The 25,220-nt window shown below is 63.8% G+C and carries 26 protein-coding genes and 1 pseudogene; 6 read left to right on the forward strand and 21 right to left on the reverse strand.

What is annotated here, in order from left to right; translation table 11 throughout:
* Nucleotides 1–19: 19 nt before the first annotated feature.
* Both ACYPXD_RS31750 and ACYPXD_RS31755 read right to left on the reverse strand, forming a co-directional pair.
* On the reverse strand, nt 20–688 hold the full coding sequence (locus ACYPXD_RS31750; protein ID WP_459721811.1) for an SCO family protein: 669 nt from the start codon (nt 686–688) through the stop codon (nt 20–22).
* A 130-nt stretch (nt 689–818) separates the two neighbouring features.
* Nucleotides 819–1,598 carry an SURF1 family protein gene (locus tag ACYPXD_RS31755; RefSeq protein ID WP_459721494.1) on the reverse strand — a complete coding sequence of 260 codons (780 nt, stop codon included), beginning with the start codon at nt 1,596–1,598 and terminating at the stop codon, nt 819–821.
* Nucleotides 1,599–1,688: 90 nt separating this feature from the next.
* Between ACYPXD_RS31755 and ACYPXD_RS31760 the strand changes: the two genes are divergently transcribed.
* On the forward strand, nt 1,689–1,898 hold the full coding sequence (locus tag ACYPXD_RS31760) for a twin transmembrane helix small protein (RefSeq protein WP_075155677.1): 210 nt from the start codon (nt 1,689–1,691) through the stop codon (nt 1,896–1,898).
* Between the two features lie 197 nt (nt 1,899–2,095).
* Here the strand turns inward: ACYPXD_RS31760 and ACYPXD_RS31765 are convergent, their stop codons facing one another.
* From ACYPXD_RS31765 to ACYPXD_RS31800, 8 genes and pseudogenes are all read right to left on the reverse strand, one after another.
* Nucleotides 2,096–2,953, reverse strand: a complete 858-nt coding sequence (locus ACYPXD_RS31765) for a cytochrome c oxidase subunit 3 (RefSeq protein ID WP_459721499.1) — start codon at nt 2,951–2,953, stop codon at nt 2,096–2,098.
* A 163-nt stretch (nt 2,954–3,116) separates the two neighbouring features.
* Nucleotides 3,117–3,326: a DUF2970 domain-containing protein gene (locus ACYPXD_RS31770; RefSeq protein ID WP_459721501.1), complete on the reverse strand. Its 210-nt coding sequence runs from the start codon at nt 3,324–3,326 to the stop codon at nt 3,117–3,119.
* Nucleotides 3,327–3,420: 94 nt separating this feature from the next.
* Nucleotides 3,421–4,017, reverse strand: a complete 597-nt coding sequence (locus ACYPXD_RS31775) for a cytochrome c oxidase assembly protein (protein WP_459721504.1) — start codon at nt 4,015–4,017, stop codon at nt 3,421–3,423.
* A 42-nt stretch (nt 4,018–4,059) separates the two neighbouring features.
* Nucleotides 4,060–4,194, reverse strand: a complete 135-nt coding sequence (locus ACYPXD_RS31780; protein ID WP_459721814.1) for a cytochrome oxidase small assembly protein — start codon at nt 4,192–4,194, stop codon at nt 4,060–4,062.
* Between the two features lie 149 nt (nt 4,195–4,343).
* A complete protein-coding gene (gene ctaD, locus ACYPXD_RS31785; protein ID WP_308835077.1) occupies nt 4,344–5,957 on the reverse strand; it encodes a cytochrome c oxidase subunit I in 1,614 nt (537 codons plus the stop codon).
* 149 nt (nt 5,958–6,106) lie between these two features.
* A pseudogene (gene coxB / locus ACYPXD_RS31790) lies at nt 6,107–7,456 on the reverse strand (cytochrome c oxidase subunit II); the annotation flags it as partial.
* Between the two features lie 146 nt (nt 7,457–7,602).
* Nucleotides 7,603–8,076, reverse strand: coding sequence for a DUF2244 domain-containing protein (locus ACYPXD_RS31795; RefSeq protein WP_459721508.1), 474 nt, complete (start codon nt 8,074–8,076; stop codon nt 7,603–7,605).
* 372 nt (nt 8,077–8,448) lie between these two features.
* Complete coding sequence (locus ACYPXD_RS31800; protein WP_459721511.1) at nt 8,449–9,432, reverse strand: methyltransferase domain-containing protein; 984 nt, start codon at nt 9,430–9,432, stop codon at nt 8,449–8,451.
* A 337-nt stretch (nt 9,433–9,769) separates the two neighbouring features.
* Here ACYPXD_RS31800 and ACYPXD_RS31805 point away from each other — a divergent pair, with 337 nt between their 5' ends.
* On the forward strand, nt 9,770–10,432 hold the full coding sequence (locus ACYPXD_RS31805; RefSeq protein WP_459721514.1) for a ComF family protein: 663 nt from the start codon (nt 9,770–9,772) through the stop codon (nt 10,430–10,432).
* A 19-nt stretch (nt 10,433–10,451) separates the two neighbouring features.
* Complete coding sequence (trmL, locus tag ACYPXD_RS31810) at nt 10,452–10,922, forward strand: tRNA (uridine(34)/cytosine(34)/5-carboxymethylaminomethyluridine(34)-2'-O)-methyltransferase TrmL (RefSeq protein ID WP_459721518.1); 471 nt, start codon at nt 10,452–10,454, stop codon at nt 10,920–10,922.
* Here trmL and ACYPXD_RS31815 read toward each other — a convergent pair.
* The 5 genes from ACYPXD_RS31815 to ACYPXD_RS31835 all read right to left on the reverse strand — a co-directional run bounded on the left by ACYPXD_RS31815 (nt 10,895) and on the right by ACYPXD_RS31835 (nt 13,939).
* Nucleotides 10,895–11,461, reverse strand: a complete 567-nt coding sequence (locus ACYPXD_RS31815) for an O-acetyl-ADP-ribose deacetylase (protein ID WP_459721521.1) — start codon at nt 11,459–11,461, stop codon at nt 10,895–10,897. The two genes, trmL and ACYPXD_RS31815, sit on opposite strands and share 28 nt — an antisense overlap.
* A 46-nt stretch (nt 11,462–11,507) precedes the next feature.
* Nucleotides 11,508–12,506 (reverse strand): NAD(P)H-dependent glycerol-3-phosphate dehydrogenase, encoded by a 999-nt coding sequence (locus tag ACYPXD_RS31820; RefSeq protein WP_459721524.1) that lies wholly within the window; start codon nt 12,504–12,506, stop codon nt 11,508–11,510.
* A gap of 22 nt (nt 12,507–12,528) precedes the next feature.
* Entirely contained in the window at nt 12,529–12,999 is a 471-nt protein-coding gene (secB, locus tag ACYPXD_RS31825) for a protein-export chaperone SecB (protein WP_459721527.1), read from the reverse strand.
* Nucleotides 13,000–13,253: 254 nt separating this feature from the next.
* On the reverse strand, nt 13,254–13,517 hold the full coding sequence (grxC, locus tag ACYPXD_RS31830) for a glutaredoxin 3 (protein ID WP_075155668.1): 264 nt from the start codon (nt 13,515–13,517) through the stop codon (nt 13,254–13,256).
* A complete protein-coding gene (locus ACYPXD_RS31835; RefSeq protein ID WP_459721532.1) occupies nt 13,514–13,939 on the reverse strand; it encodes a rhodanese-like domain-containing protein in 426 nt (141 codons plus the stop codon). Before ACYPXD_RS31835 ends, grxC begins: the two co-directional genes overlap by 4 nt.
* A 153-nt stretch (nt 13,940–14,092) precedes the next feature.
* Here ACYPXD_RS31835 and gpmA point away from each other — a divergent pair, with 153 nt between their 5' ends.
* From gpmA to ACYPXD_RS31850, 3 genes are all read left to right on the forward strand, one after another.
* Entirely contained in the window at nt 14,093–14,839 is a 747-nt protein-coding gene (gene gpmA / locus ACYPXD_RS31840; protein WP_459721535.1) for a 2,3-diphosphoglycerate-dependent phosphoglycerate mutase, read from the forward strand.
* A 351-nt stretch (nt 14,840–15,190) separates the two neighbouring features.
* A complete protein-coding gene (locus ACYPXD_RS31845) occupies nt 15,191–16,792 on the forward strand; it encodes a S41 family peptidase (RefSeq protein ID WP_459721538.1) in 1,602 nt (533 codons plus the stop codon).
* Between the two features lie 193 nt (nt 16,793–16,985).
* Nucleotides 16,986–17,792 (forward strand): HesA/MoeB/ThiF family protein, encoded by an 807-nt coding sequence (locus ACYPXD_RS31850; protein ID WP_459721541.1) that lies wholly within the window; start codon nt 16,986–16,988, stop codon nt 17,790–17,792.
* Between the two features lie 107 nt (nt 17,793–17,899).
* Here ACYPXD_RS31850 and ptsP read toward each other — a convergent pair whose 3' ends face one another.
* The 6 genes from ptsP to ACYPXD_RS31880 all read right to left on the reverse strand — a co-directional run bounded on the left by ptsP (nt 17,900) and on the right by ACYPXD_RS31880 (nt 25,198).
* Nucleotides 17,900–19,654, reverse strand: a complete 1,755-nt coding sequence (ptsP, locus tag ACYPXD_RS31855) for a phosphoenolpyruvate--protein phosphotransferase (RefSeq protein ID WP_459721544.1) — start codon at nt 19,652–19,654, stop codon at nt 17,900–17,902.
* Nucleotides 19,655–19,933: 279 nt separating this feature from the next.
* Nucleotides 19,934–20,203: an HPr family phosphocarrier protein gene (locus ACYPXD_RS31860; protein WP_075155662.1), complete on the reverse strand. Its 270-nt coding sequence runs from the start codon at nt 20,201–20,203 to the stop codon at nt 19,934–19,936.
* A 121-nt stretch (nt 20,204–20,324) separates the two neighbouring features.
* Nucleotides 20,325–20,858 (reverse strand): PTS sugar transporter subunit IIA, encoded by a 534-nt coding sequence (locus ACYPXD_RS31865; protein WP_459721547.1) that lies wholly within the window; start codon nt 20,856–20,858, stop codon nt 20,325–20,327.
* Between the two features lie 296 nt (nt 20,859–21,154).
* Nucleotides 21,155–22,111 carry a glutathione synthase gene (gene gshB, locus ACYPXD_RS31870; RefSeq protein WP_459721550.1) on the reverse strand — a complete coding sequence of 319 codons (957 nt, stop codon included), beginning with the start codon at nt 22,109–22,111 and terminating at the stop codon, nt 21,155–21,157.
* Nucleotides 22,112–22,207: 96 nt separating this feature from the next.
* Entirely contained in the window at nt 22,208–23,497 is a 1,290-nt protein-coding gene (gene gshA, locus ACYPXD_RS31875) for a glutamate--cysteine ligase (protein ID WP_459721553.1), read from the reverse strand.
* A 246-nt stretch (nt 23,498–23,743) separates the two neighbouring features.
* The gene (locus ACYPXD_RS31880; protein WP_459721556.1) at nt 23,744–25,198 is read right to left on the reverse strand and encodes an ammonium transporter; all 1,455 of its coding nucleotides are present in this window, start codon (nt 25,196–25,198) and stop codon (nt 23,744–23,746) included.
* Nucleotides 25,199–25,220: the final 22 nt, after the last annotated feature.

The raw sequence follows: 25,220 nt of genomic DNA on the forward strand, positions 1-25,220 counted from the left end.
CAAAGCGTCTTCAATGCCGTCAGCCGATACTCGAATTGCGCAGCAGCTTCGACACATCGCCCTTTATCTTGCTAGGGTTCGGATCCTTCGGGAAACGCATCATCAGGTTGCCGTTCGGATCGACCATGTAAATGTGATCGGTCAGTTGCGTGCCGTCGTCGACCGGCAGCCACGCAGCGACGTCGGCGGCGGATGCGACAAGCTTTTCCGTGTCCGGATAGGCGGTCTCGATCACGTCGGGCACCTTCGCCGCGTCGGTGCGCAACCAGACGTTGACGATGCGTTCGCGCTCGCCGGCCTGGGTCGCGCGTATCTGCCGCATGAAGTACAGCTTCGTTGCGCAGGCCTTGTCGCACGCGCTGCCGTCGACCGAGATCATGAGCCAGCGGCCGCGCATCGACGCGAGCTTTATCGGCTTGCCGTCTTCACCCGTGACGACGAGCGTATCGGGAATCGGCCGCTGCGGCTCGATCAGCTTGCCATAGCTCGTCGTGCCGCCGGACGGCTTGATCACGTAGTACGTGAGATACGACCCGATCACGGGCGCCGCGCAGATCAGCGCGATCAGCAGCATCATCCAGCGGCCGCGCTGCCACGAGCCCCCGCTCGGCTTGCCCGATGCGGGCGGTGTGCCGGGCCGCGCGGATTGCGGTTTGCCGGCGGACGACGGTGAAGGCGACTTGTGCATCGACACTGCTGTGACCTCTTTCAATGATTGCATGGGCACAATCGGCGTTGGCCGCGAGCTTGATCGTGCGGTTGACCCATGCGTTGCATGCGACAACAAGCCGCATAGTCCTTGCCCGGTTGCGGCGCGTTCAAACACCGCGCGTGCTTTCGCGTTCCTGCTCCTGCTCGTGCTCAGGGTTCTGCGCAGGTTGCGCGTCCAGAACCCGCTGATCCTTCTTCGCGGCGCGGCGCGCCGCATACAAACCGAAACCAAGCGCCGCCACGGCCATCCCCCACCACTGGAACATGTAGCCGTAGTTGCGCTCGACGCCCGTCGTCGGTGCGGGCCAATCGCGCACGAGCCGGTCGCCGTCGTCGCTCAACTGCTGGATCACGAACGGCTGCAGCGGCAAGCCGGTTTCGACCGCATACGCATGCACGTCGAGATTCTGCCGAATCTTCTGATGCGGCGCGGAACCGCCTTCGCCAAGCTCGAACGCCTTGCTCGCATCGGCGCGCGCGATGCCTTCGATTTCGACATCGCCCTTGGGCGTGTCGTAATGTTCGATTGCCGTGCGCACGTCGGCATTGCGCGGCAGCCAGCCGCGATTGACCAGCACATAGCCGCCGTCGCGCAGTTTAAGCGGCATCACGACGTAAAAGCCTGCCTGGTCGTTATACGGCCGATTGTCGAGGTACACCACTTGCTCGGGCACGAATTGACCGATCGCCCGCACGCGATGGAACTCGATGTCTTTCAGCGCAACCGGCGTCGCGCTAACCGGCATGGCGGGTGCGTTCTCGAACTGCGTGATGCGCGCCTCGAGTGCTTCCTTCTGATGCGCGCGGTCGCGCTGCCAGAATCCGAGACGCACCGTCACCGCAACGACGATCAGAATGAGCAGCGCCGGTAACCAGCGAATCTTCATCGTACCGGCCCCGCCATCCGACGGACCCTCACGCTCGGTGCGATAATGGCGCTATTACGTTCGCTTTCCTGAAGAGTTTCCGTGGCTTTCATGCACATTCTGGTTCCCATCGCTTTTGCGCTGATCATCGCCAGCATGATCTCGGCGCTGTACTTCATGATGCACGATCGCGGCCGCACAAAACGCATGGTCTGGTCGCTCGCGACGCGCGTGGGGCTGTCGATTTCGCTGTTCCTGTTCATCCTGTTCGCACACTGGATGGGCTGGATCCAGTCCACCGGTATTCCGTACGGCCGCTAAAAAGCGCGCTGACGGCGGCGTGGGGCGACGCAGCCCATCATCGTCCCACAGCCTGACAACCCGATAGCCCCATAGCCCGATAGCAAAACGCCGCCCCGACACAGTCGAGGGCGGCGTTGTTGAGCTTCGTTACTGCCGTCTTGCCTGTCCTGCTGTTTCCGACTGGGGCGCGACATTTGCGCGCACCTGTACCCGCGTTACAGCCAGTACACGACGACGTACAAGCCCAGCCACACGACGTCAACAAAGTGCCAATACCAGGCGGCGCCCTCGAACGCGAAATGATGGTCCGCCGTGAAGTGGCCGCGGATCAGGCGAATCAGCACCACGGTCAGCATCGTGCCGCCGAGGAACACGTGGAAGCCGTGGAAGCCCGTCAGCAGGAAGAACGTCGAACCATACACGCCCGATGCGAGGGTCAGGTTCAGTTCGTTATAGGCGTGGAAGTATTCGAAGCCCTGGAAGAACAGGAACGTGACGCCAAGCAGGATCGTGGCGGCGAGCCACACAATCGCCTTCTTGCGATGATTGTCGCGCAGCGCATGGTGCGAGACCGTCAGCGTCGCGCCCGATGACAGCAGCAGTGCGGTGTTGATGGTCGGCACCGGCCACGGCGTCATCGACTTGAAATGCGATACCAGTGCCGCGGGCCCGACGTTCGGCCATACCCCGGAGAAATCCGGCCAGATCAGCTTGTAGTCAAGGCTGCCCAGCTGATGCATCGCGATTTCACGCGCGTAGAACAGCGCACCGAAGAACGCGCCGAAGAACATCACTTCGGAGAAGATGAACCAGCTCATGCTCCAGCGGTACGACACGTCGACGCGCTTGCCGTACATGCCGCCTTCCGATTCGGAGATCGCGTCGCCGAACCAGTGCCACAGCGTAAAGAGCAACCAGAGCAGGCCGACCAGCGAGGTATACGGCGCCCACGGCTCGCCGTTCACCCATGACGCGAACGACGAAAGCATGATCAAAAGCCCCACCGCCGCGCTGATCGGGTGCCGCGACGGGTGCGGTATGAAATAGTACGGGCTCTCGTTTTGGCCGCTCATTCTTGATTCTCCACTTCAGTCCAGTTGTTCCGGGCTTGCCCGGCTGTATCGTCGACGGCGCGTCGGTACCGCACCGCTTCGCTTTAATCGTCCTGCCTGATCAACCCACCGCGCAACCCACCGCGCAACCCACCGCGCAATCCACCAGCGCAACCCACCACCGTCAACCTACGACCGCGTGCACGACGATAATCAGAATGCCGATGAACACGGCGGCGCAGATCAGCGCCGCGGCGATCACGTGCAGCGGATTCAGCTGCGTCGCATCCGCTTCGAGGTCGCGCCGCTTGCGCACGCCGAAAAACGACCACATCACGGCCTTCATCGACTGGCCGAAGCTGCTCTTGCTGCGTCCATGGCCGTTATCGCTCATCGTCGCCGCCTCTCCCGTCGCGCTGTTCCCGCTGATGCAGCTCGTGCAGCCGCCATTCTTTGGCTGGTGTTTTCAAGCGCTTTTCCTGCTTCCGTCAGGCCGGGTTCGAGCCCTGCCCGGCGGTGTTGTCTTTCGCTGGCGTGGCCGGCGCGTTCAGTTCGAAAAACGTGTACGACAGCGTGATCGTCTTCACATCCTTCGGCAACTTCGGGTCAACCACGAACACGACCGGCAGCAGCTTCGTCTCGTGCGCAGCGAGTTTCTGCTGCGTAAAGCAGAAACACTCGATCTTCCTGAAATACTCGGTGGCCTCGCGCGGCGCGTAGCTCGGAATCGCCTGCGCGTCGATCGTGCGCCCTTGCGCGTTGGTCACCTGATACATCACCGTCGTCACTTCGCCCGGATGCACGTCGATGGCGTTCTGCTCCGGCTTGAAACCCAACGGTCCGCGCGCGTTCGCATCGAACTCGATCGAAATCGTGCGCGTCATGTCGACCTGCGTGTTCTTCGCCTCGCGCGCGCTCGTATCGCGCTGCACGAGATTGTTGATGCCGGTCACCTCGCAGATCGCACGGTACATCGGCACCAGCGCAAAACCGAAACCGAACATCAGAAACGCCACCACCACGAGCTTGAACAGCATCGAGCGGTTAAACGAGCGGGTTACCTCGTTCGGCGAATGCATCGACATCGAACTTCCTTCATGAAGCGTCAAGCGACTACGCAAAAGCGGCTACGAAAACCAGATCTGCTTGACAAAGGCCGCCACGAAAAACGCGGCCGCAACCGCAAACAGGATCAAGCCAAGTCGCCGGGTGCCTGCACGAATTTCCTCGGGAGTACGCCTCTTCGGTGGTTTCCGCGTCATGCTGGTATTTCGGGTCACTTCCATCGCTGCCTGCTCGAGGCGGCGATCTTTCAGCACCTGCAGGCCGAAGCCCGGAAAGATCGCCTTCTCTTGTAGTGAGTTCGCCGGTTGGCTGCTTATTTGCCGCTTATTTGCCGCTCATTTGCGGATTACTCGACCGTCGGCGGGTTTTCGAAGGTGTGGAACGGAGCCGGGCTCGGCACCGTCCATTCGAGACCCGTCGCGCCTTCCCACGGTTTGTCGCCCGCTTTTTCCAGGTCGCCGCCGCCACGGTAGGCAGGCAGCGCGACCGCGAACAGGAAGTACACCTGCGCGAGACCGAAGCCGAACGCGCCGATCGTGATCACCTGGTTCCAGTCGGTAAACTGGGCCGGATAGTCGGCGTAACGACGCGGCATGCCGGCGAGACCGACAAAGTGCATCGGCAGGAATGCGAGGTTGAAGAAGAACAGCGACGACCAGAAGTGAATCTTGCCGCGCGTCTCGTTGTACATCCAGCCGGTCCATTTTGGCGACCAGTAATACCAGCCGGCGAAAAGCCCGAACAGCGACCCCGCCACCAGCACGTAGTGGAAGTGCGCCACGACGAAGTAGGTGCCGTGATACTGGATGTCGAGCGGCGCCATCGCGAGCATCAGGCCCGTCAGACCGCCGAACGTGAACACGAAGAGGAAGCCCACCGCGAACAGCATCGGCGTTTCGAACGTGAGCGAACCGCGCCACATCGTCGCGACCCAGTTGAACACCTTCACGCCCGTCGGCACCGCGATCAGCATCGTCGCGTACATGAAGAACAGCTGGCCCGTTACCGGCATACCGGTGGCGAACATGTGGTGCGCCCAGACCATGAACGACAGGATCGCGATCGACGCCGTTGCGTACACCATCGAGCTATAGCCGAACAGCGGCTTGCGCGCGAACGCCGGAATCACCTGCGATACGATCCCGAACGCCGGCAAGATCATGATGTACACCTCGGGGTGACCGAAGAACCAGAAGATATGCTGGTACATCACCGGATCGCCGCCGCCTGCCGCGTTGAAGAACGACGTGCCGAAGTGGCGATCGAACAGGATCATCGTGATCGCGCCCGCGAGCACCGGCATCACGGCGATCAGCAGGTACGCGGTGATGAGCCACGTCCACACGAACATCGGCATTTTCATCAGCGTCATGCCCGGTGCGCGCAGGTTCAGTATCGTCACGACGATATTGATACCGCCCATGATCGACGACGCACCCATGATGTGGACCGCGAAAATCGCGAAGTCCATGCCCGGGCCCATCTGCGTGGAGAGCGGCGCGTAGAGCGTCCAGCCCGCGGCCGTCGCGCCACCCGGCACGAAGAACGAACCGACCAGCAGACACGCGGCAACCGGCAGCAGCCAGAAACTGAAGTTGTTCATCCGCGCGAAGGCCATGTCCGACGCGCCGATCTGCAGCGGGATCATCCAGTTCGCGAAGCCGACGAAGGCCGGCATGATCGCGCCGAACACCATGATGAGGCCGTGCATGGTGGTCAACTGGTTGAAGAACTCGGGACGCATGATCTGCAGGCCCGGCTCGAACAGTTCCGAGCGGATGCCGAGCGCCATCACCCCGCCGGACAGGAACATGATGAACGAGAACAGCAGGTACAGCGTGCCGATATCCTTGTGGTTCGTCGCGAACAGCCAGCGGCGCCAGCCGGTCGGCGTGCCGTGCGCATGATCGCCGTGCACATGCTCGTGCCCTGCGACAACATCGTGTCCGATGCTAGACATGACAATCTCCTAAAACGAATACTTCTTGGCCGACAGCAAAACGTCAGGCCGCAGGGCTGATTCAATACGCGGGGCGTCGCTGCGCTTGTTGCGCCTGTTCCATGTGCTGCTTGCGCCGCCCATCATGTTTTTTCGCTTCATTGTGCACCCGACGCCGGCGCCGCTGCCGACGCGCCGGCAGCGTCCGACGCACCAGCCGGTTCGCTGCCTGCCGCGGCCGCGTCGCTCGCACCCGCCGCGCCGCTCGCGGCCGACTCGCTCGCACCTGCTGCCGCGCCCGCCGCCGTGCCGCCGGCCAGGTGATCGCCGCCTTCGGGCAGCTTGCCGTTGCGCGCATCGGCAACCTGCTTCGGCTCCAGGATGTCGCCCGTATGGTTGCCCCACGCGTTACGCTCGAACGTGATGACCGATGCGATCTCGACGTCGTTCAGCGTCGGCGCCCACGACGGCATCGCGTTCTTGCCCTTCAGCACGATGCTCACGTGCTGCGCGATCGGACCATTGACGATCTTGCTGCCGTCGAGCGCCGGGAATGCGCCCGCGCCCTTGCCGGTCGGCTGGTGACACACCGCGCAGTTCGAAGCGTAGACCTTCGCGCCGCGCTCGGTCAGTTCGGCGAGCGTGTACGTACGGTTCGGATCGTCGGCGCCGGCCGCCATTTTCTTCTTCTCGGCGTCGACCCACTTTGCGTAGTCTTCGTCGGACAGCACGGTCACGACGACCGGCATGAACGCGTGTTCCTTGCCGCACAGCTCGGTACAGAAGCCGCGGAACGTGCCGACCTTGTCGGCCTTGAACCACGTATCGCGCACGAAGCCCGGAATCGCATCCTGCTTCACGCCGAACGCGGGCACGTACCACGAGTGCACGACGTCGTTGGCGGTGGTGATGATGCGGATTTTCTTGTTGACAGGCACGACGAGCGGGTTGTCGACTTCCTGCAGGTAGGTATCGGTGATCGGCTCACGCCCGTCTACCTCGGCGCGCGGGGTGGAGAGCGTGGAGAGGAAGCTGATGCCTTCGCCCGGGCCCTTTACGTAGTCATAGCCCCACTTCCACTGGTAGCCCGTGACCTTGACCGTCAGGTCGGCGTTGCTCGTGTCCTTCATCGCAACCACCGTCTTCGTGGCGGGCAGCGCCATCAGCACGACGATGATGAACGGGACGACCGTCCAGATGATTTCGACGGTGGTGCTTTCGTGGAAATTGGCGGCCTTGTAGCCCCTCGACTTGCGGTGCATGAACACCGAGTAGAACATCACACCGAACACGCCGACGAAGATCACCGTACAGAGGACCAGCATGGACATGTGGAGGCTGTAGAGCTCTTCAGCGATCTTCGTCACCGGCGGCTGGAAATTGATCTCGTTGACGCGGGGACCGCCGGGACTGTCGCCGACTGCAAGGGCGGCACCGGCGAACAGCAGTCCGCTACACGCCAGCACGCCCATCAGGGCTCGCTTGATTGTTTTCATAGCTTCCTTACCCAAAATTTCCATTCAAACCCTCGACCCCACAGGAAGGTGTTCCGCGCTCCCCTCGATGGCGCGGTCAGTGTTCGTCCGATTGCGTCCGATGCCCGCAAACACGCTCACTGATACTGCGGCGCGTGCCCCTGGCTGATCGTTCGCCGACACCCGTCACGTCAACACTGTCTGAGCCACCTGCGCAGTTCGTTCGCAAATTCGGCGCGCCGATACTGTGCAAGATGCTGCCCAATCATGATCGTCTCGCCACGCGAGACCAGCTTGATCCGGTCGCGCGGCGTTGCTCCCGGTTCGACCCGCACCCAGCGCGGATTGAACTCGAACTGCGTGACATCTTCGGCGCTGACCTGTTCGATGACGAGCCGGTTCGGATAAAGCCTGACGCGTTCGTAATCGACCGCATGCCGCGCATACACGGCGAAAGCAATGCCGACCGCCAACAACTCGATACCGGTAAACGGCAGCACCAGCCATGCGCCGCACAACACCAGCAGAAACGCGATGAACAGCGAGAACGACGCGAGCGACATATAAAACCACACGAACTGCCGCGGCGATACCGCGCAGTTGCGCTTCATCAGCCAGTCTTTTACGACCGGTTCAGAACCCGTCAGCAGATCGGTTGCTTCCATCGCTGCCTCCCGCGTACTGCCCGCCGCCGCTTGGTCGCCGCCTGGTCGTCCGCCTGGTCGTCGCCAGCTGCTCGACTGACTGCTCGACCGTGGCGGTGCCGCTCTGCCACTCGCCCGCCGCTGACCGCCTGCCCTATTGCGCCAACCCCTGCGCCCAACGCGTTGCGCCTGACGCCCAAACGTGGGGACCCCGGGCGACAAACTGACGCATTATAGGCGCGTTCTATGGCATCCACAAGCAAGCGTCTATCGCCCCGCAAGCCATATGCGACAAGCCTCTGCGCCGTTTTGCCGCACCTCGCACAGGTGTTTTTGCGAGGCTGATTCCTGACATAACGGATCGGTGCGTTGCCGCCTTTAGCGTCATTTTCATCAACGGTTCTTCGACGGACCGCGCCCAATGTCCTCGATCCGCACGATGCCGTGCCCTTCCGCGGTCGTGCGCGGCACCGCCTTCCAGGCATGGCCGTATATCACTTCGAATGTCAGCGGAATCGTGCCGTCCGCTCGGCGGCGCGCTTCGAGCGCGGCCAGCAGCGCGTCGTGCAGGCGCCGGGCCGTCATGCTCGAAGCCACGGTCGCGCCGGGCGCCGCCGCGCGTTCAAACGGGTAAGCGCCCCAGCGGCGCACGTCCGTCAGCAACGACTGCGGCGATTTATAGGTAATCGTCAGCGTCTCCTGGTCCATTACCGGAATCTCGAAGCCGCTCTCGACGAGCATGTCGCCGAGATCGTGCATGTCGACGAAGTCGATCACATGCGCGCGCGACGCGTTACCGTGCGCCGCTTCGACTTCGGCAAATGCGCCGCGCAATTCTTTTAGCGTGTCTGGGCCGAGCGTGCTGAACATCAGCAGGCCGCCGACTTTCAACACGCGCTGCCATTCGGGAAAGACGAGATCGGGACGCGAATGCCAATGCAGCGCGAGGTTCGACCAGATCAGTTCAAATGCGCCCGCCGCGAACGGCAGCGCGGCAAAGTCCGCCTGCGCGAAGCGCGGACCGCGCGTGCCGAGCGCCTTGCCGAGCGCGGCAGGCAGGAAGCGCCGCCAGCTCGTGTCACCGACATCATGATGCACCGCATGCGACAGCATCTGCCACGACAGATCGGTGCCGAAGACCGGCGCTTCCGGAAAGCGCTGACGCAGCACCGGCAGATCGTCGCCCGCGCCGCAGCCCGCATCGAGCACGTGTGCGGGCGTCACCTTGATGTAATCGAGCCGTTCGCGCATGCGCTGCGCGATTTCGCGCGGCAGGAACGCGACCTCGCCGAAGGTCGCGGCACGGCGATCGAAAATGCGCCTCAGGCGTCGCGAATCATAGGCCGGACGGCCAGTTTGGCTCGAAGAGGGGGGCATGGGAGTCGTACTGACGAAGAGTGCGAAGTATACTCGCTCGCTTCCATCCGTTCAGCGCCAGCGCCTCGCAAGCGGTTACGCAGGCACTCCAAGGCGCTCCGGCATCCATCGAAGCGCGCAGTCACGCATGCAGTTGAGCCCTCTTCTTCGGCAATTGTCAGCCATGATTCGTCGGACTTTGCGTTGTGCAAGGTCGATCACGGGTGCGCGGCCGTTTTTGCCGCCGCTACCGGTTAGCGCACGATGGTTGAAACGGGTTTGGCAAGAGGCCGCACTTCGGGTCGCAGCTCGCGTCATCCAGTTCGCACTGCCCAACCTGTGCGCGTTGTGCGGCAATATGTCGCATAAGCTATTGTGCGAGGGTTGCGACGCCGCGTACTGGAACGAAGCGCGTCTGCGCTGCACAGTCTGCGCGTTTCCGCTGACCACGGGCTCATCGCGCCGCGCCGGCGCGGCGCGCTATCAGTGCGCCGCTTGCCGTGCCGAGCCGCCGCCATTCGATGCCACATTCGCGCTTGCCGATTACCGTGCGCCGCTCGATGCGCTCGCGCTGGGTCTCAAGTTTCGCGCACGTCTGATGCTTGCGCGCGAGTTCGCGTCGCGCCTCGCAATGCTGGCCAATGACGCGCCCGATGGTGCGCACCGGCCCGACGTCGTCGTGCCGGTTCCGCTCGCGCGCAAGCGGCTTGTCGAACGCGGCTACAACCAGGCATGGGAAATCGCGCGGCCGTTTGCGAGCGCGCTGCGCGTACCGGCCGATGCGACGCTGATTCGCCGTGTCGTCGAGACGGCGCCGCAGTCGCGGCTCGATCTGAACGCGCGCCGGCAAAATGTCGGGCGCGCGTTTGCACTGACTAGGCCCGTGGACGGTTTGCACGTTGCGCTCGTCGACGATGTGATGACAACCGGCGCCACGCTCGAGGCGCTCGCGCATATGCTGAAAGCGGCCGGCGCGCGCCGCGTGACGAATTTCGTTGTGCTGCGTACGCCGAAACACTAGCCCTGAAGATTCGCTGACCATGTTCAACGTCGTACTCGTCGAACCGGAAATCCCGCCGAATACCGGCAATGTGATCCGCCTGTGCGCAAACACCGGCGCACGGCTTCATCTGATCGAACCGCTCGGTTTTCCGCTCGACGACGCGAAGATGCGTCGCGCGGGCCTCGACTATCACGAATACGCGCAGATGCACGTGCATCGCGACTGGGATGCGCTGATTGCCGCCGAAGCGCCGAACCCGGCACGCATGTTCGCGTTCACGACGCGCGGTTCGAGCCCGTTTCACTCACACGCGTTCGTGCCCGGCGACTGGTTCGTGTTCGGCGCGGAAACGCGCGGGTTGCCCGATGCGGTACTGAGCCGCTTCGACGCCGCGCAGCGCGTGCGCCTGCCGATGCGGCCCGGCAATCGCAGTCTGAATCTGTCGAATACGGTGGCCGTGGTCGTGTTCGAGGCGTGGCGTCAGGCCGGCTTCGAAGGCGGCGCCTGATCGCGCCGCGTCGCGAGTTCGGCTTCGAGTTTGGCCACATAGCGGCGAAACATCGCATCGTCGAAGCACGCGAAGATCACGCGCTCGATGCCGCGCGCATGCGGCAGCGTGTCGATAACCGTCGAGACCGCGATATCGACGGCGTCATCGGGAGGGTAGCGATAGACGCCGCAGCTGATTGCCGGAAACGCAATGTTTGCGAGGCGCGCGTGCTGCGCGAGCTCGAGCGAGCGGCGGTAGCAGGACGCGAGCAGTTCCGCCTCGCCCCGGCCGCCGCCGTGCCACACGGGGCCGACCGCATGAATCACGTGTCTGGCCGGTAGCCTGTAGCCGCGCGTGATTTTCGCGTCGCCGGTCGCACAGCCGTTGAGCGTTTCGCACTCGCGGAGCAGCTCGCGTCCCGCCGCGCGATGAATCGCACCGTCGACGCCGCCCCCGCCCAGCAACGACGTATTCGCCGCGTTGACGATGGCATCGATGTCGAGTGTTGTGATGTCGACAACGTCTGCTTCGAGTGTGCAACGACCGATGGTGAGCATGGGTGCCTCCGTGCGTGCTTGCGCGACGCAACCGCTCGCGCCGCAGCTATTCCGCTTTCGCGTCGCGGCGCAACAACGCGCTGACCGCGTCGCGCGGCGCCACACCGTCGAACAGCACCGCGCATACCGCCTGCGTGATCGGCACTTCGATCGCGTGCGCGCGTGCGATCGACAGCACCGCCTGCGCACAGCGTACGCCCTCGGCCACGTGGCCGAGCGCGCCGAGAATATCGGCCAGCGAACGGCCCGACGCGAGTTGCACGCCGACCGTCCGATTGCGCGACAAATCGCCGGTCGCCGTCAGAATCAGATCGCCGAGACCCGCGAGGCCCGTGAACGTCTCCGCGCGGCCGCCGAGCGTCACGCCAAGGCGCGTCATTTCAGCAAGCCCACGCGTGATCAACGCGGCGCGCGCGTTGAGCCCGAGGCCCAGCCCGTCGGCGATACCGGTCGCGATTGCGAGCACGTTTTTCACCGCGCCGCCCACTTCGACGCCGACGACATCGTCGCCGGTATAGATGCGCATCGCACCGTGGTGAAACGCGGCAAGCGTGCGTTCGCGGCACGTGGCCGACGCGCTCGCAACCGTCAATGCGACCGGCAGGTTCTGGCCGACTTCGCGCGCAAAACTCGGTCCCGACAACACGCCGTTGCTCGGATGACCGGCCAGTTCCTGCGCGACGACCTGATGCGGCATCAGTTGCGTGTCGGATTCGAAGCCCTTGCACAGCCAGATGACGTTCGCGGGCACGCGCTGGGCGTCGTGCATCGCGCGAAACAGCGTGCGCAAGCCCGCGACCGGCGTCGCCACGACGCACAGCGCATCGTCGGCGAGTGCATGGTCGAGTGTGGCGGACAGGCCGGCTTCGTAGCGCAGCGCGGCCGGCAAAGCAACGCCCGCCAGATAGCGGGCGTTTTCATGCTTCGAGGCAAGCTCGGCAACGAGCGCGGCGTCGCGCGCCCATAGCACCGTATCGTGCCGCGTCGCCAGATGGCCGGCGAGCGCGGTTCCCCATGCGCCGGCGCCCAGTACAGCGACCTTCATGGCCGGCTCCGTGCGGGGCGCGTCAGTGCGTGGCGCCGCTTTGCGCGCCGCCGTTTTGCGAGGCGATTTGCGCGAGACGCTGCTCATAGAGCGCCTGGAAGTTGATTTCGGCGAGGTGGATCGGCGGGAAGCCGGCGCGCGTGATCGCGTCGGCGATATTCGAGCGCAGGTACGGGAACAGAATGGTCGGACACGCGATGCCGACCAGCGGATCGATCTGCTCGGCCGGGATGTTCCGAATGTCGAAAATGCCCGCTTGCTTCGCTTCGATCAGGAACGCGACCTTGTCGGTGACCTTCGCGGTGACGGTGCCGGTGACGAGAATCTCGAACACGGTATCGGCGAGACGCTCGGCCTTCACGTCCACTTCGACTTCGACCGACGGCATTTCCTGCTCGAGAAAGATGGCCGGCGAATTCGGCTGCTCGAGCGACATGTCCTTCAGATAGATGCGCTGGATGTTGAAGAACGGCTGGTTATTCTCGTCGGACATGATTCGGTACTCCCTCGTGGTACGTTGCGGCGGCCGTTGGCGGGCCGCCGGATTATAAGTTCGTGGTGTGCGCGCGGTGTGCTCGGGACGGAGCGGGTGCGGCTCGCGTCCGGGCCACATTCGTGTGACGTCGGAGTGACGCCGGCTCAGACGTTCGAACGGGCGTGGAAACGGCGGAACCCGCGGGTTCGCCGACCTGCGCCGCGGCCGCGCGCGAAGCGCGACGGGCGGCGCGGATTAACGCCTGAAAACGTTCAGACCACTTCTTCGAGCAATGGCGTCAGACCGCCCGCGCGATCGAGCGCGGACAGGTCATCGTAACCGCCGACATGTGTTTCGCCGATGAAAACCTGCGGCACCGTGCGGCGCCCCGTGCGGGTCATCATTTCCTGGCGGCGCGCCGGGTCCTTGTCGATCAGCACTTTCTCGATCTGGTCGACGCCGCGCGACTTCAGCAGGCGCTCGGCCATCTGGCAATACGGGCAAACCTGGGTGCTGTACATGATCACTTTGTTCACTTCGCTGCTCCTTGTTTGACGACCGGCATGCCCGCTTGCTGCCAGGCGTTCACGCCGCCTTCGAGCACATGCACCTCGGCATAGCCTGCGTCACGCACGATACGTGCGGCCTTGTTCGAATGCTGACCGGTCTGGCACACCAGCAGCACCGGGTTGCTCTTGTTCTTCACGAGCTGCCCGACCTTTGCCTGCAATTCCGCAAACTCCACGTGGCGCGCCGCCGGCAGATGGCCATTGGCGAACTCCGCTGCGGGGCGCAGGTCAACCACCACAGCATTGCGCCGGTTGATGAGCTGCGTCGCTTGCGCGGCGGACAGGCCGCCGCGGCCACGGCGAGCGATCATCGGCCACAGGAGCAACGCCCCGGAGATGAGGGCGGCCGCGATCAGGACAAGGTTCGAGTAGTCGGTGAAAAACGTCACGGAATATTTGCCGGAAAAAGTAAGAAAGGATGAGAAATTAAAAAGGGCAATCCGGCCATTATAAAATAACCGCCTGTCCCGATGGCGACCGCATAGAATGTGCCGCGGCCCGCGCCTCGCATTACCGCTTCCTTACTACCGACCGGCCAGACCATGTACAAACTCGTTCTCATCCGCCACGGCGAATCGACGTGGAACAAGGAAAACCGCTTCACGGGCTGGGTCGACGTCGACCTGACCGAGCAGGGCATCCGCGAGGCAAAACAGGCGGGCGACCTGCTGAAGGCGGCCGGCTACACGTTCGACATCGCGTACACATCGGTGTTGAAGCGCGCGATCCGCACGCTGTGGCACGTGCAGGACCAGATGGACCTGATGTACCTGCCCGTGGTCCACTCGTGGCGCCTGAACGAACGCCATTACGGCGCGCTCGCGGGTCTGAACAAGGCCGAAACGGCCCAGAAGTACGGCGACGAACAGGTGCTGATCTGGCGCCGCAGCTACGACACGCCGCCGCCGGCGCTCGAACCGGGCGATTCGCGCGCGTCGTTCAACGACCCGCGCTACGCGAAAGTCCCGCGCGAACAGTTGCCGCTCACCGAATGCCTGAAGGATACGGTGGCGCGTGTGATGCCGATCTGGAACGAATCGATCGCGCCGGCAATTAAATCGGGCCGCAACGTGCTGATTGCCGCACACGGCAACTCGATCCGCGCGCTCGTCAAATATCTGGATGAAATCTCAGACAAGGACATCGTCGGATTGAACATTCCGAATGGTGTGCCGCTTGTCTACGAACTCGACGAAGCGCTGAAGCCGATCAAACACTACTATCTGGGAGACCCGGAAGCGATCGCGAAGGCGCAGGCGGCCGTCGCCAAACAGGGCAAGGCGGGCTGATCGACCGCAAAGCGCGGGCTCGGGCGCGGCAAAAATGCCCGCTGTGTGGCGCGCGCTTCGGGTTCGCGACTTCGCTGCCGCTTTAAGACGGCTTTAAGCGCGCTTGCGTATAAGCTCTAGGCGCGTATGCGTATCGATGCGGCAGCCGGCACGAGGTATCAACGCACCACCGCGCGTCGGCTACCGCACATACACTATGCGCTGCCGCCCGCGACGATCCGAAGAACCTCGCTGTCCTGAGCTTGTCGAAGAACCGGTCAACCGCCCAAACGGCCGTCCCGGCGTCGAGAAGTTATACTTGTCCGTCCTTACCCTTCACGCTGCCACGCGCTTCCGACCGCAACAGACTCTATGCGAAAGAACCTGAAAACTATCGGCCTGATCGCCGCGGGCCTTGCTACCGGCGTTTTTGCAACTCTGCAACTCTCTGCCTCGGCCCAGCAAACTCCCGTTCCCGCGTCCAGTCCCCTGCCGCTCGACCAGTTGCGGCTCTTTGCCGAAGTCTTCGGTCAGATCAAGCATGAATATGTGGAACCGGTCGACGATAAAAAGCTGCTGACCGCCGCGATCAAGGGCATGGTGTCAAGCCTCGATCCGCACTCGTCGTATCTCGACAAGACCGATTACGAAGAACTGCAGGAACAGACCAAGGGCCGTTTCGCGGGTCTCGGCATCGAGATCTCGCAGGAAGACGGCCTGATCAAGGTGATCTCGCCGATCGAGGATACGCCCGCGTTCCGCGCCGGCATCCGTCCCGGCGACCTGATCACGCGCATCAACGACAAGCCCGTGCGCGGCATGACGCTCGACAAGGCTGTCAAGCAGATGCGCGGCGACCCGGGCACCAAGGTCACGCTCACGATCTTCCGCAAGACCGACGACCGCACGTTCCCGCTCACGGTGACGCGCGCGATCATCAAGGTGAAGAGCGTGAAGTCGAAGATCCTCGCGCCCGGTTACGCCTACGTCCGTATTACGAGCTTCCAGGAACGGACCGTGCCGGATCTCGCCGCCGCGCTGCAAGATATCGCGCGCCAGCAGCCGAACCTGAAGGGCCTGATCCTCGATCTGCGCAACAACGGCGGCGGCCTGCTGCAAAGCGCGGTCGGCGTCGCAGGCGCGTTCCTGCCGCCGGATTCGGTGGTCGTGTCGACGAACGGCCAGATTCCGGATTCGAAGCAGGTCTATCGCGACACCTACGATAACTACCGCCTGTCGTCGTTCGACGGCGATCCGCTGAAGGGTCTGCCGCCGATCTTCAAGACGGTGCCGATGATCGTGCTGACCAACGCGTACTCGGCTTCGGCGTCGGAAATCGTCGCCGGCGCGCTGCAGGATCAGCATCGCGCGCTGATCGTCGGCAAGACGACGTTCGGCAAGGGCTCGGTGCAGACGGTGCGTCCGATGACCGCGGATACCGCGCTGCGTCTGACCACGGCGTACTACTACACGCCGAGCGGCCGCTCGATCCAGAACAAGGGCATCCGCCCGGATATCGCGGTCGATCAGTACGCGGACGGCGATCCGGACGACGCACTCGTCACGCGTGAAGTCGATTATTCGAATCACCTCGCGAACACGCAGGATCCGAACGAGAAGAAGGAGCAGGAGGAGCGCGAACAGGAGCGTATGGACCAGTTGCGTCTGCTCGAAGAGCAGAACGATAAGAAGACGCCGGAACAGCGTCAGAAGGATCGTGATCGCAAGCCGGTCGAATTCGGCTCGAACGACGACTTCATGCTGCAGCAGGGCCTCAACAAGCTCGAAGGCAAGACCGTCGTGGAATCGAAGTCGCTCATGGAGCGCCGTCTCGCGCAGAACAAGCCGGCACAATCGGCTTCCGCGCCGGTCGCGGTGAAGCCGGCGCTGCCGGTTACGCCGGGCGCGTCGGGCCCGGGTGCGGCGGCTCCCGCGCCGGCGTCGTCGGGTGCGACGTCAAGCAGCAGCAAGTAAGGGTAAATCGCGGGTCTTCGCGGCTGGATGCATGCCGCGAAGACCCGAATTCGTTTGAAACCCTGATTCCCGAATTGGCAAGTCCCTACTCGAAGTCCTGATTTCACGCGCGGCTAGAATAAGATCATTGCCGCTGTCCGCCCGGCGTTCCTACCTGCCGTCGCAGCGGCCTTGTAACGCGACGCGCCCCGCCATGAACGACGAACAACTGCTCCGCTATTCCCGCCATATCCTCGTCGACGAGCTCGGCATCGAGGCGCAGCAGCGCTTTCTCGATGCGCACGCCATCGTCGTCGGCGCGGGTGGGCTGGGCTCGCCGGCCGCGATGTATCTGGCGGCGGCGGGCGTCGGGCAGCTCACGCTCGTCGATGCCGATACGGTCGACCTGACCAACCTGCAGCGGCAGATTCTGCATGTAACGGCGTCGGTCGGACGCAGGAAGGTGGAATCGGGGCGCGACGCCATCGCGCGCCTGAATCCGGACGTGAAAGTGAACGCGATCACCGAGCGTGTCGACGATGCGTGGCTCGATCGCGCCGTGCCGTCGGCGACGGTCGTGCTCGACTGCACCGACAACTTCGCGACGCGCCATGCGATCAATCGTGCCTGCGTCGCACACCGCGTACCGCTTGTGTCGGGCGCGGCGTTACGCTTCGATGGCCAGATCAGCACATTCGATCTGCGCGACGACGCATCGCCGTGTTACGCATGCGTGTTTCCGGAAGACCAGCCGTTCGAGGAAGTCGCCTGCTCGACGATGGGCGTGTTCTCGCCGACGGTCGGCATTATCGGCGCGATGCAGGCGGCCGAAGCGCTGCGCGTGATCGCGGGCATCGGCACGCCGCTCGTCGGCCGCCTGATGATGCTGGACTCGCTGCGCATGGAATGGACGACGATGCGGATCGCGCGGCAACCCGATTGCGCGGTGTGCGGCGAACGGCACGAGGCCGGAGGGGTTGTGAGCGACGCCGACGAGGCATCGCGCGGCGCGGCGTCGTAGCCACAAGCATGGCGGCGGCAGGTGCCGCGCATCGCGAGGCCTGCCGTCCCGATCGCCGCGCGTGACTTACCTTTGCCGATACTGCGCTGAAGCGAACAGCTCGATCATCAAGCCTGCGCCAACCGCTTCAATGCCGCCTCGAGCTCGGCCGGCTCGAACGCCGCCAGCACATCGGCGACCGGCTTCTCCAGCGCCTTCACGCTCGAACGCAGAATCTCCTGCTTCACGAGCAGCAACTGGCTCGGATGCATCGAGAACTCGGTAAGCCCCATCCCGAGGAAAAGCCGCGTCAGCGCCGGGTCGCCGGCCATCTCACCGCACACCGACACCGGCACACCCGCCCGCCTCGCCTCGCGCAGCGTGAACGCGATCAGATGCAGCACGGCCGGGTGCAGCGGGTCGTACAGATGCGCTACCGCATTGTCGGCGCGGTCGATCGCGAGCGTGTACTGGATCAGGTCGTTCGTGCCGATCGACAGGAAATCGAGCCGCTTCAGAAACAACGGCAGCGCGATCGCCGCCGCCGGAATCTCGATCATCGCGCCGACGCGCACATTCGGGTCGTACGCCAGCCCCGCGTCGTCGAGCTGATGCTTTGCTTCACGAATCAGGTCGAGCGTCTGATCGATCTCCTGCGCGTGCGCGAGCATCGGAATCAGAATCTTCACGCTGCCGAATGCCGACGCACGCAGAATGGCGCGCAACTGCGTGAGGAACATCTGCGGCTCGGACAGGCTCCAGCGAATCGCGCGCAGGCCGAGCGCGGGGTTCGGCGCGGTCTCGTAGCCGTCGCCGGTGCTGCCCATCGCTTCGAGCGGCTTGTCGGCGCCGACGTCGATCGTGCGGATCGTTACCGGCATGCCGTTCATCAGTTCGACCGCACGGCGATACGCATCGAACTGCTCTTCCTCTTCGGGCAGCCGGCCGTCCTTCTGGTTCATGAACAGGAACTCGGTGCGGAACAGGCCCACGCCGGTCGCGCCCGCATCGATCGCCGCCCGCGCGTCGTCCGGCAACTCGATGTTGGCGCACAGCTCGATGTTCGTGCCGCACAGCGTTTTCGTCGGCGAGAACTTGAGCCGCTGCAGCTTGCGCTGCTCGAGCGCCTTCTCGCTTTGACGGTACGAATATTCTTCGAGGACGATCGGCGCGGGATCGACGATCACGATGCCGTGATCGCCATCGACGATGATCAGATCGTCCTGGCGAATCAGCGCGCTCGCCTGCTGCACGCCGACCGCCGCCGGAATGCCGAGGCTGCGCGCGACGATCGCCGTATGCGAGGTGCGGCCGCCGAGGTCGGTCACGAAGCCCTGGAACGTCTGCGTCTTGAACTGCATCATGTCGGCGGGCGCAATGTCGTGCGCGACGACGATCATCTCGTCGCACGCACCATGCGCACCGTGCGCAAGGTTCACCGATGCGCCCGCGAGCGCCTTCAGCACGCGTTCGACGACCTGCTCGATATCGGCCTTGCGCTCGCGCAGGTATTCGTCGTCGACTTCGTCGAAGTGACGCGACAGGCGCTCGAGCTGCTCGGTCAGCGCCCATTCGACGTTGTAGCGGCGCGTGCGGATCAGATCGAAGGTTTCCTGCACCAGCATCGCGTCGTTCAGGATCATCGAATGGACGTCGATGAACGCGCCCATCTCGGTCGGCGCATCGGCGGCCAGGTCGGCGCGCAATGCCTTGAGTTCGTCCGTAACGACGAGTTGGGCTGAGCGAAAGCGTTCGATCTCGCCTTCGATTTCGGCGGGTTCGATCAGATAGTGGTCGACGTCGAGTGCGGCCGGGGCGATCAGATAGGCCCGCCCGATGGCTATACCGCGTGACACGGGAATTCCATGCAGCGTGAACGACACGCGCACCTCCTCTAGTTGTTTGATGCCGCGGCAAACCGCTGCAGTGCTCTCAGACCCCGCCCACGATTATAGATTCCGCGGCATCCCCGTGTGCTGTGCGATGCAGCAGAAATGCCTTCCCATGGAACGCAATAATCCTGCGCGAAGCGATCGGAGCGGCAATCGGGCCGCGCCCGGAACCGTACCACCGCGTAAGGTGGCGCGCCCTTCATGTCGAAAGCAAAAACGCCGCGGAATAGCCGCGGCGTTTTTTCGCATCGGGCACCACGCCGCAGCTTGCTACTGGCCTTCGCCGAACTTGTCCGCGATCAGCTTCAGGAGCGCATCCATCGCTTCTTTTTCGTCGGCGCCTTCGGTTTCGATCAGCACCGTGCTGCCGATGCCCGCGGCGAGCATCATCACGCCCATGATGCTCTTTGCGTTGATGCGACGCCCGTTACGACTCATCCATATCTCGGACTGGAAATTCGCGGCCAGTTGCGTCAGCTTGGCCGACGCGCGCGCGTGCAAACCGAGCTTGTTCACGATTGTCGTTTCCTGTTGCAGCATCTGATGATCCGAAGAGCAGTTATTAAAGTTGTCGGTGCTGTTGTTAGTGCTGCTGTCGCGTTGCTATTGCGTGTGCGAACGTCGTGCGACAGACAAACCGCCGCGCGAACGACGCCGACGCTTATCGGCCGCTTGCCTTGCCGCTCGCTTCGCTGTTCGCCGTAGCGCCTGCTTCGGCTTTAGCCGCGTTCGCATTCAGGTCGCAATCCGGCGGCAATGCCGGCATGCAGTCCGCGTCGCTTGCGATCGGCGCGGCGGGCGGCGGTGTGGCCGGGCCAACCGAATGGATGCCTTTCGTTGCACCGGCAAGCGCCTTGTCGACGAGCGTGTCGAGCGGCGTAGCACGGTAGCACACGGCGCGCACGAGCATCGGCAGATTGACGCCCGCGACGACGCGCACGTCCGGGATCGCCGCGAGCCGGCCGGCGATATTCGACGGCGTCGCGCCGAACATATCGGTCATCACGAGCGCGCCGTTCTCTTCCTTCAGACGTTCGATCTCGTGATGCGCGAGCGCGACGATCTGCGCGGGATCGCAATCGGGCGTGACGTCGATGACGCCGATGCGGGCGGGCAAGCCGCCGTAAATGTGCGCGACACACTCGCGTAACGCGGTAGCGAACGGAGCATGCGCAATGATCAGAATGCCTGCCATGTCAGCCTTGCTGCAATAAACGGCCCGCTGTCGTGACCCGGAAGTCGTGACCCACGAGCGGCGGCCCGGTGTCGAACCGGGGGGCTGCTCCGGGCGCGCGGCGCTTTGCCTGCCTGACCGCTTTTCAGTCGTCAGGGCCTGAACGTACTTCCAGGGGACCGAACATCTGCGCAATCCTCGCAGACTCAAGCGCGAGCGGGCATTGTAACAGCGTCATTTTCGCGCCTTCGGCCGATTTCCGCTTGCATTGTCCGCTTGCATCGTGCGCACAGTGGCGGCGAAGCGCCGCGCGAGACCTACCCGACCGCGCGCTCCAACGCATCGATGAACATACCGGCGACGTCGAAGCCGGTCTGATCCATGATCTCGCGAAAGCACGTCGGACTCGTCACATTGACTTCGGTGAGCCAGTCGCCGATCGCATCGAGCCCGACCAGCAGCAGGCCGCGCGCGGCGAGCACGGGTGCGAGCGCGGCGGCGATCTCGCGGTCGCGCGGCGTCAGCGGCCGCGCCACGCCAAGGCCGCCCGCGGCGAGGTTACCGCGTACTTCGTTGCCCTGCGGAATGCGCGCGAGCGAGTACGGCACCGCTTCGCCGCCGATCAGCAGGATGCGTTTATCGCCGTCCTTGATCTCGGGGATGAACTTCTGCGCCATCACGGTCCGCGCGCCATCATGGCTTAGCATCTCGACGATCGAGCCGAGGTTCATGCCGTCTGCCTTCACGCGAAACACGCCCATGCCGCCCATGCCGTCGAGCGGCTTCAGGATCACATCGCCATGTTCGGCGTGGAATTCGCGCAGGCGCGCCGCGTCGCGCGTGACGAGCGTCGGCGCAACGAACTGCGGGAACTCGCCGATCGCGAGCTTTTCGGAATGGTCGCGAATGGCCTGCGGCTTGTTGAAGATGCGCGCACCCGCGCGTTCCGCGAGTTCGAGCAACCAGGTGGACGTGACGTACTCCATGTCGAACGGCGGGTCCTTGCGCATCAGCACCGCGCCGAAGCTCGTCAGCGCGCGCGGCGCCGCCTCGTCGGCGGCAAACCATGGCTCGCGGTGACTATCCGCTTCGTCGCCGACAATCTCGAAGCGCTGCGCGCTCGCTTCGACCGCCCCGCCCGTCCACGCCAGATGACGCGGCTCGCACGTGTAGAGCGTGTGGCCGCGGCGCGCGGCCTCGGCCATCATCGCGTACGTCGTGTCCTTATAGATCTTGAAGCGGGAAAGCGGGTCGGCGATAAAGAGAATGTCCATGGAATACCTGGTGCAGCCACGCGGGCTCGCGTTGATCGTGACACGGAAATGGCGGCAAAGACGCGCAAGCCGAAACCGCGGGGACGGGCCCCGGAACTAGACCTGGATCGCTTCCGGATCGGTCCGTTCGAGCTCCAGCGATGCGGCAAGCAACCCCAGCCGCGCAACGACACCATACATGTAAAAGCGATTCGGCGGCGCTGCGCCCGGCTTCGCGTGCGCATCGGGCAGCGCGGTGTGCTCGAAGCCGAGCGGCACGAAATGCATGCCCGGCGCGTTCAGGTTCTGGTCGCGCTCGCGGCTGCCGTGTGCGCGGTAGAAGCCGCCCACCACGTAACGGTCGATCATGTAGACCACCGGCTCCGCGACTTCCTCGCCGATGCGCTCGAACGTGTAGACGCCTTCCTGCACGAGCATGTCGTGCACCTCGAGGCCTTCCTTGGTCGCCGCCATCTTGGTGCGCTCGCGCTTGGTCAGCGCGGCGACTTCGGACGCGTCGTGCACGGTCATGACACTCATGCCGTACGTACCCGCATCGGACTTGATCACGACATACGGCTTTTCGGAGATACCGTACTCGCGATACTTCTTCGCGATCTTCTTGAGCACGCCGTCGATCGCATCCGCCAGCGCTGCCTCGCCGGTGCGCGCCTCGAAGTCGACGCCTTCTACGTGCGCGTAGTACGGGTTGATCATCCACGGGTCGATCTCGACCATCTTCGCGAATTTCTTCGCGACGTCGTCGTAGCACGAGAAGTGCGTCGACTTGCGGCGCACCGCCCAGCCCGCATGCAGCGGCGGCAGCAGATACTGCTCGTGCAGATTTTCGAGCACCGGCGGAATGCCGCCCGACAGATCGTTGTTGATCAGGATCGAACACGGATCGAAGTTCTTCAGGCCGAGCCGGCGCTGCGAGCGCTCGAGCGGTTCGAGCACGATCTTCTGCCCGTCGGACAGCGCAATGGTGACGGGACCGTGAATCGACTCGTCGAGCGTGCCGAAGCGTACGTTCAGCCCCGCCTGACGCATGATCGTTGCGAGCCGCGCGACGTTTTCGAGGTAGAACGCGTTGCGCGTATGGCGCTCGGGAATGACGAGCAGGTTCTTCGCGTCCGGGCAGATTTTTTCGATCGATGCCATCGCGGCCTGCACCGCGAGCGGCAGCACTTCGACCGGCAACGCGTTGAACGCGCCCGGAAACAGATTCGTATCGACAGGTGCGAGCTTGAAGCCGGCGTTACGCAGATCGACCGAGCAGTAGAACGGCGGCGTGTGCTCCTGCCATTCGAGCCGGAACCAGCGCTCGATAGCGGGAGTCGCGTCGAGGATCTTCCGCTCAAGGTCGAGCAGCGGACCATTTAACGCCGTAACGAGATGCGGAACCATTAATCACTCGCAGACTGGAGAAGGACGATTGTAGAGCAAATGCTAGGCCCATCTGGGGACGCTTTCTCCAATCGCAAGTCTTGGGTAAGGCTATTCTTCCCACCGTCGAAAACGTGAGGAAAATCCACTATTTACGAGATGGCGCGGGAAGAAAAAAGCCCGCCGAAGAGGCGGGCTGAAGTCGCTGCGCTTACCAACCGGTCAGGTGGTTCTGGTCAAAATCCGGATTGAGGTTCCTCTGTTCTTTTATTCGACGTGTTCGCCGTGCAGGATCACGTCGAGACCTTCGCGCTCTTCCTCTTCGGTCACGCGCAGGCCCATCACCATATCGATCACCTTCAGCAGGACAAAGCTGACCACGCCCGAATAGATGACGGTCGTCAGCACACCCTTGACCTGCAGCAGCACGCTCGAATCGAGGCCGCTGATGTCCTTGACCGCGAACACGCCGGTCAGGATCGCGCCGACGATGCCGCCGATGCAGTGCACGCCGAACGCGTCGAGCGAATCGTCGTAGCCGAGCTTGTGCTTGAGCCACGTCGCCGACCAGAAGCAGATCACGCCTGCGACCAGACCGATGATCAGCGCGCCGGCCACGCCGACGAAGCCCGAAGCCGGCGTAATCGCGACCAGACCCGCCACCGCGCCCGACACGATGCCGAGCACCGACGGCTTACCCTTGGCGATCCATTCGGCGAACATCCAGCCCAGTGCCGCCATCGCGGTGGCGATCTGCGTCGTCAGCATCGCGAAGCCCGCACGGCCGTCGGCCGCCACCGCCGAACCGGCGTTGAAGCCGAACCAGCCGACCCACAGCATCGAGCCGCCGATCATCGTCAGCACGAGGTTGTGCGGCGCCATCACGTCCTTGCCGTAGCCGGTGCGCTTGCCGAGCACCAGTGCGCAGACGAGCGCCGCGATACCCGCGTTGATGTGCACGACCGTGCCGCCCGCGAAGTCGAGGATGCCCGCGCTCGCCAGCCAGCCCGTCGGCTCCCACACCATGTGCGCGATCGGCGAGTAGACGAGGATCGACCACAGCGTCATGAAAACGAGCATCGACGAGAACTTCATCCGGTCCGCGAACGCACCGGTGATGAGCGCCGGCGTGATGATCGCGAAGGTCAGCTGGAAGCAGAAGTAGACCGTTTCGGGGATCGTCGTCGCGAGGTGGCTCACGGTCAGCGTCGTCGCCTTGTCGGTCTTGATGTAGTTCATGCCCGACAGGAACACACGCGAGAAGCCGCCGATGAACGAGTTGCCCGGCGTGAACGCAAGGCTATAGCCGATCACGGTCCAGACCACGGTCACGAGACACGTGATGGCAAAGCTCTGCATGACGGTCGCGAGCACGTTCTTCTTGCGGACCATGCCGCCGTAGAAGAGCGCGAGGCCCGGTATCGTCATGAACAGCACGAGCGCGGTGGAGGTCAGCATCCACGCGGTGTCGCCGGAACTGATCTTCGACGAATCGACCGAGAACGGCGCGGTCGGTGCGGCAGGCGCCGCTGCTGCCGCAGCGGAAGCGTCCGCGGGGGCGCTGGCGGCCGGCGCGGCGGAAGCATCCGCGGCGGGCGCGCTGGCGGTCGTATCGGGGGCCGACGCCGCGGCAGGCGCCGACGCATCATCCGCGACGGCGTTGCCGATGCCGGCTGCGAGCAGCGAGCCGACCATCAGCAGGGACATCAAAAGTTTGCGCATTTCCTGTTTCCTCTTGTCACTG

The organism is Paraburkholderia sp. 2C, from assembly GCF_054589215.1.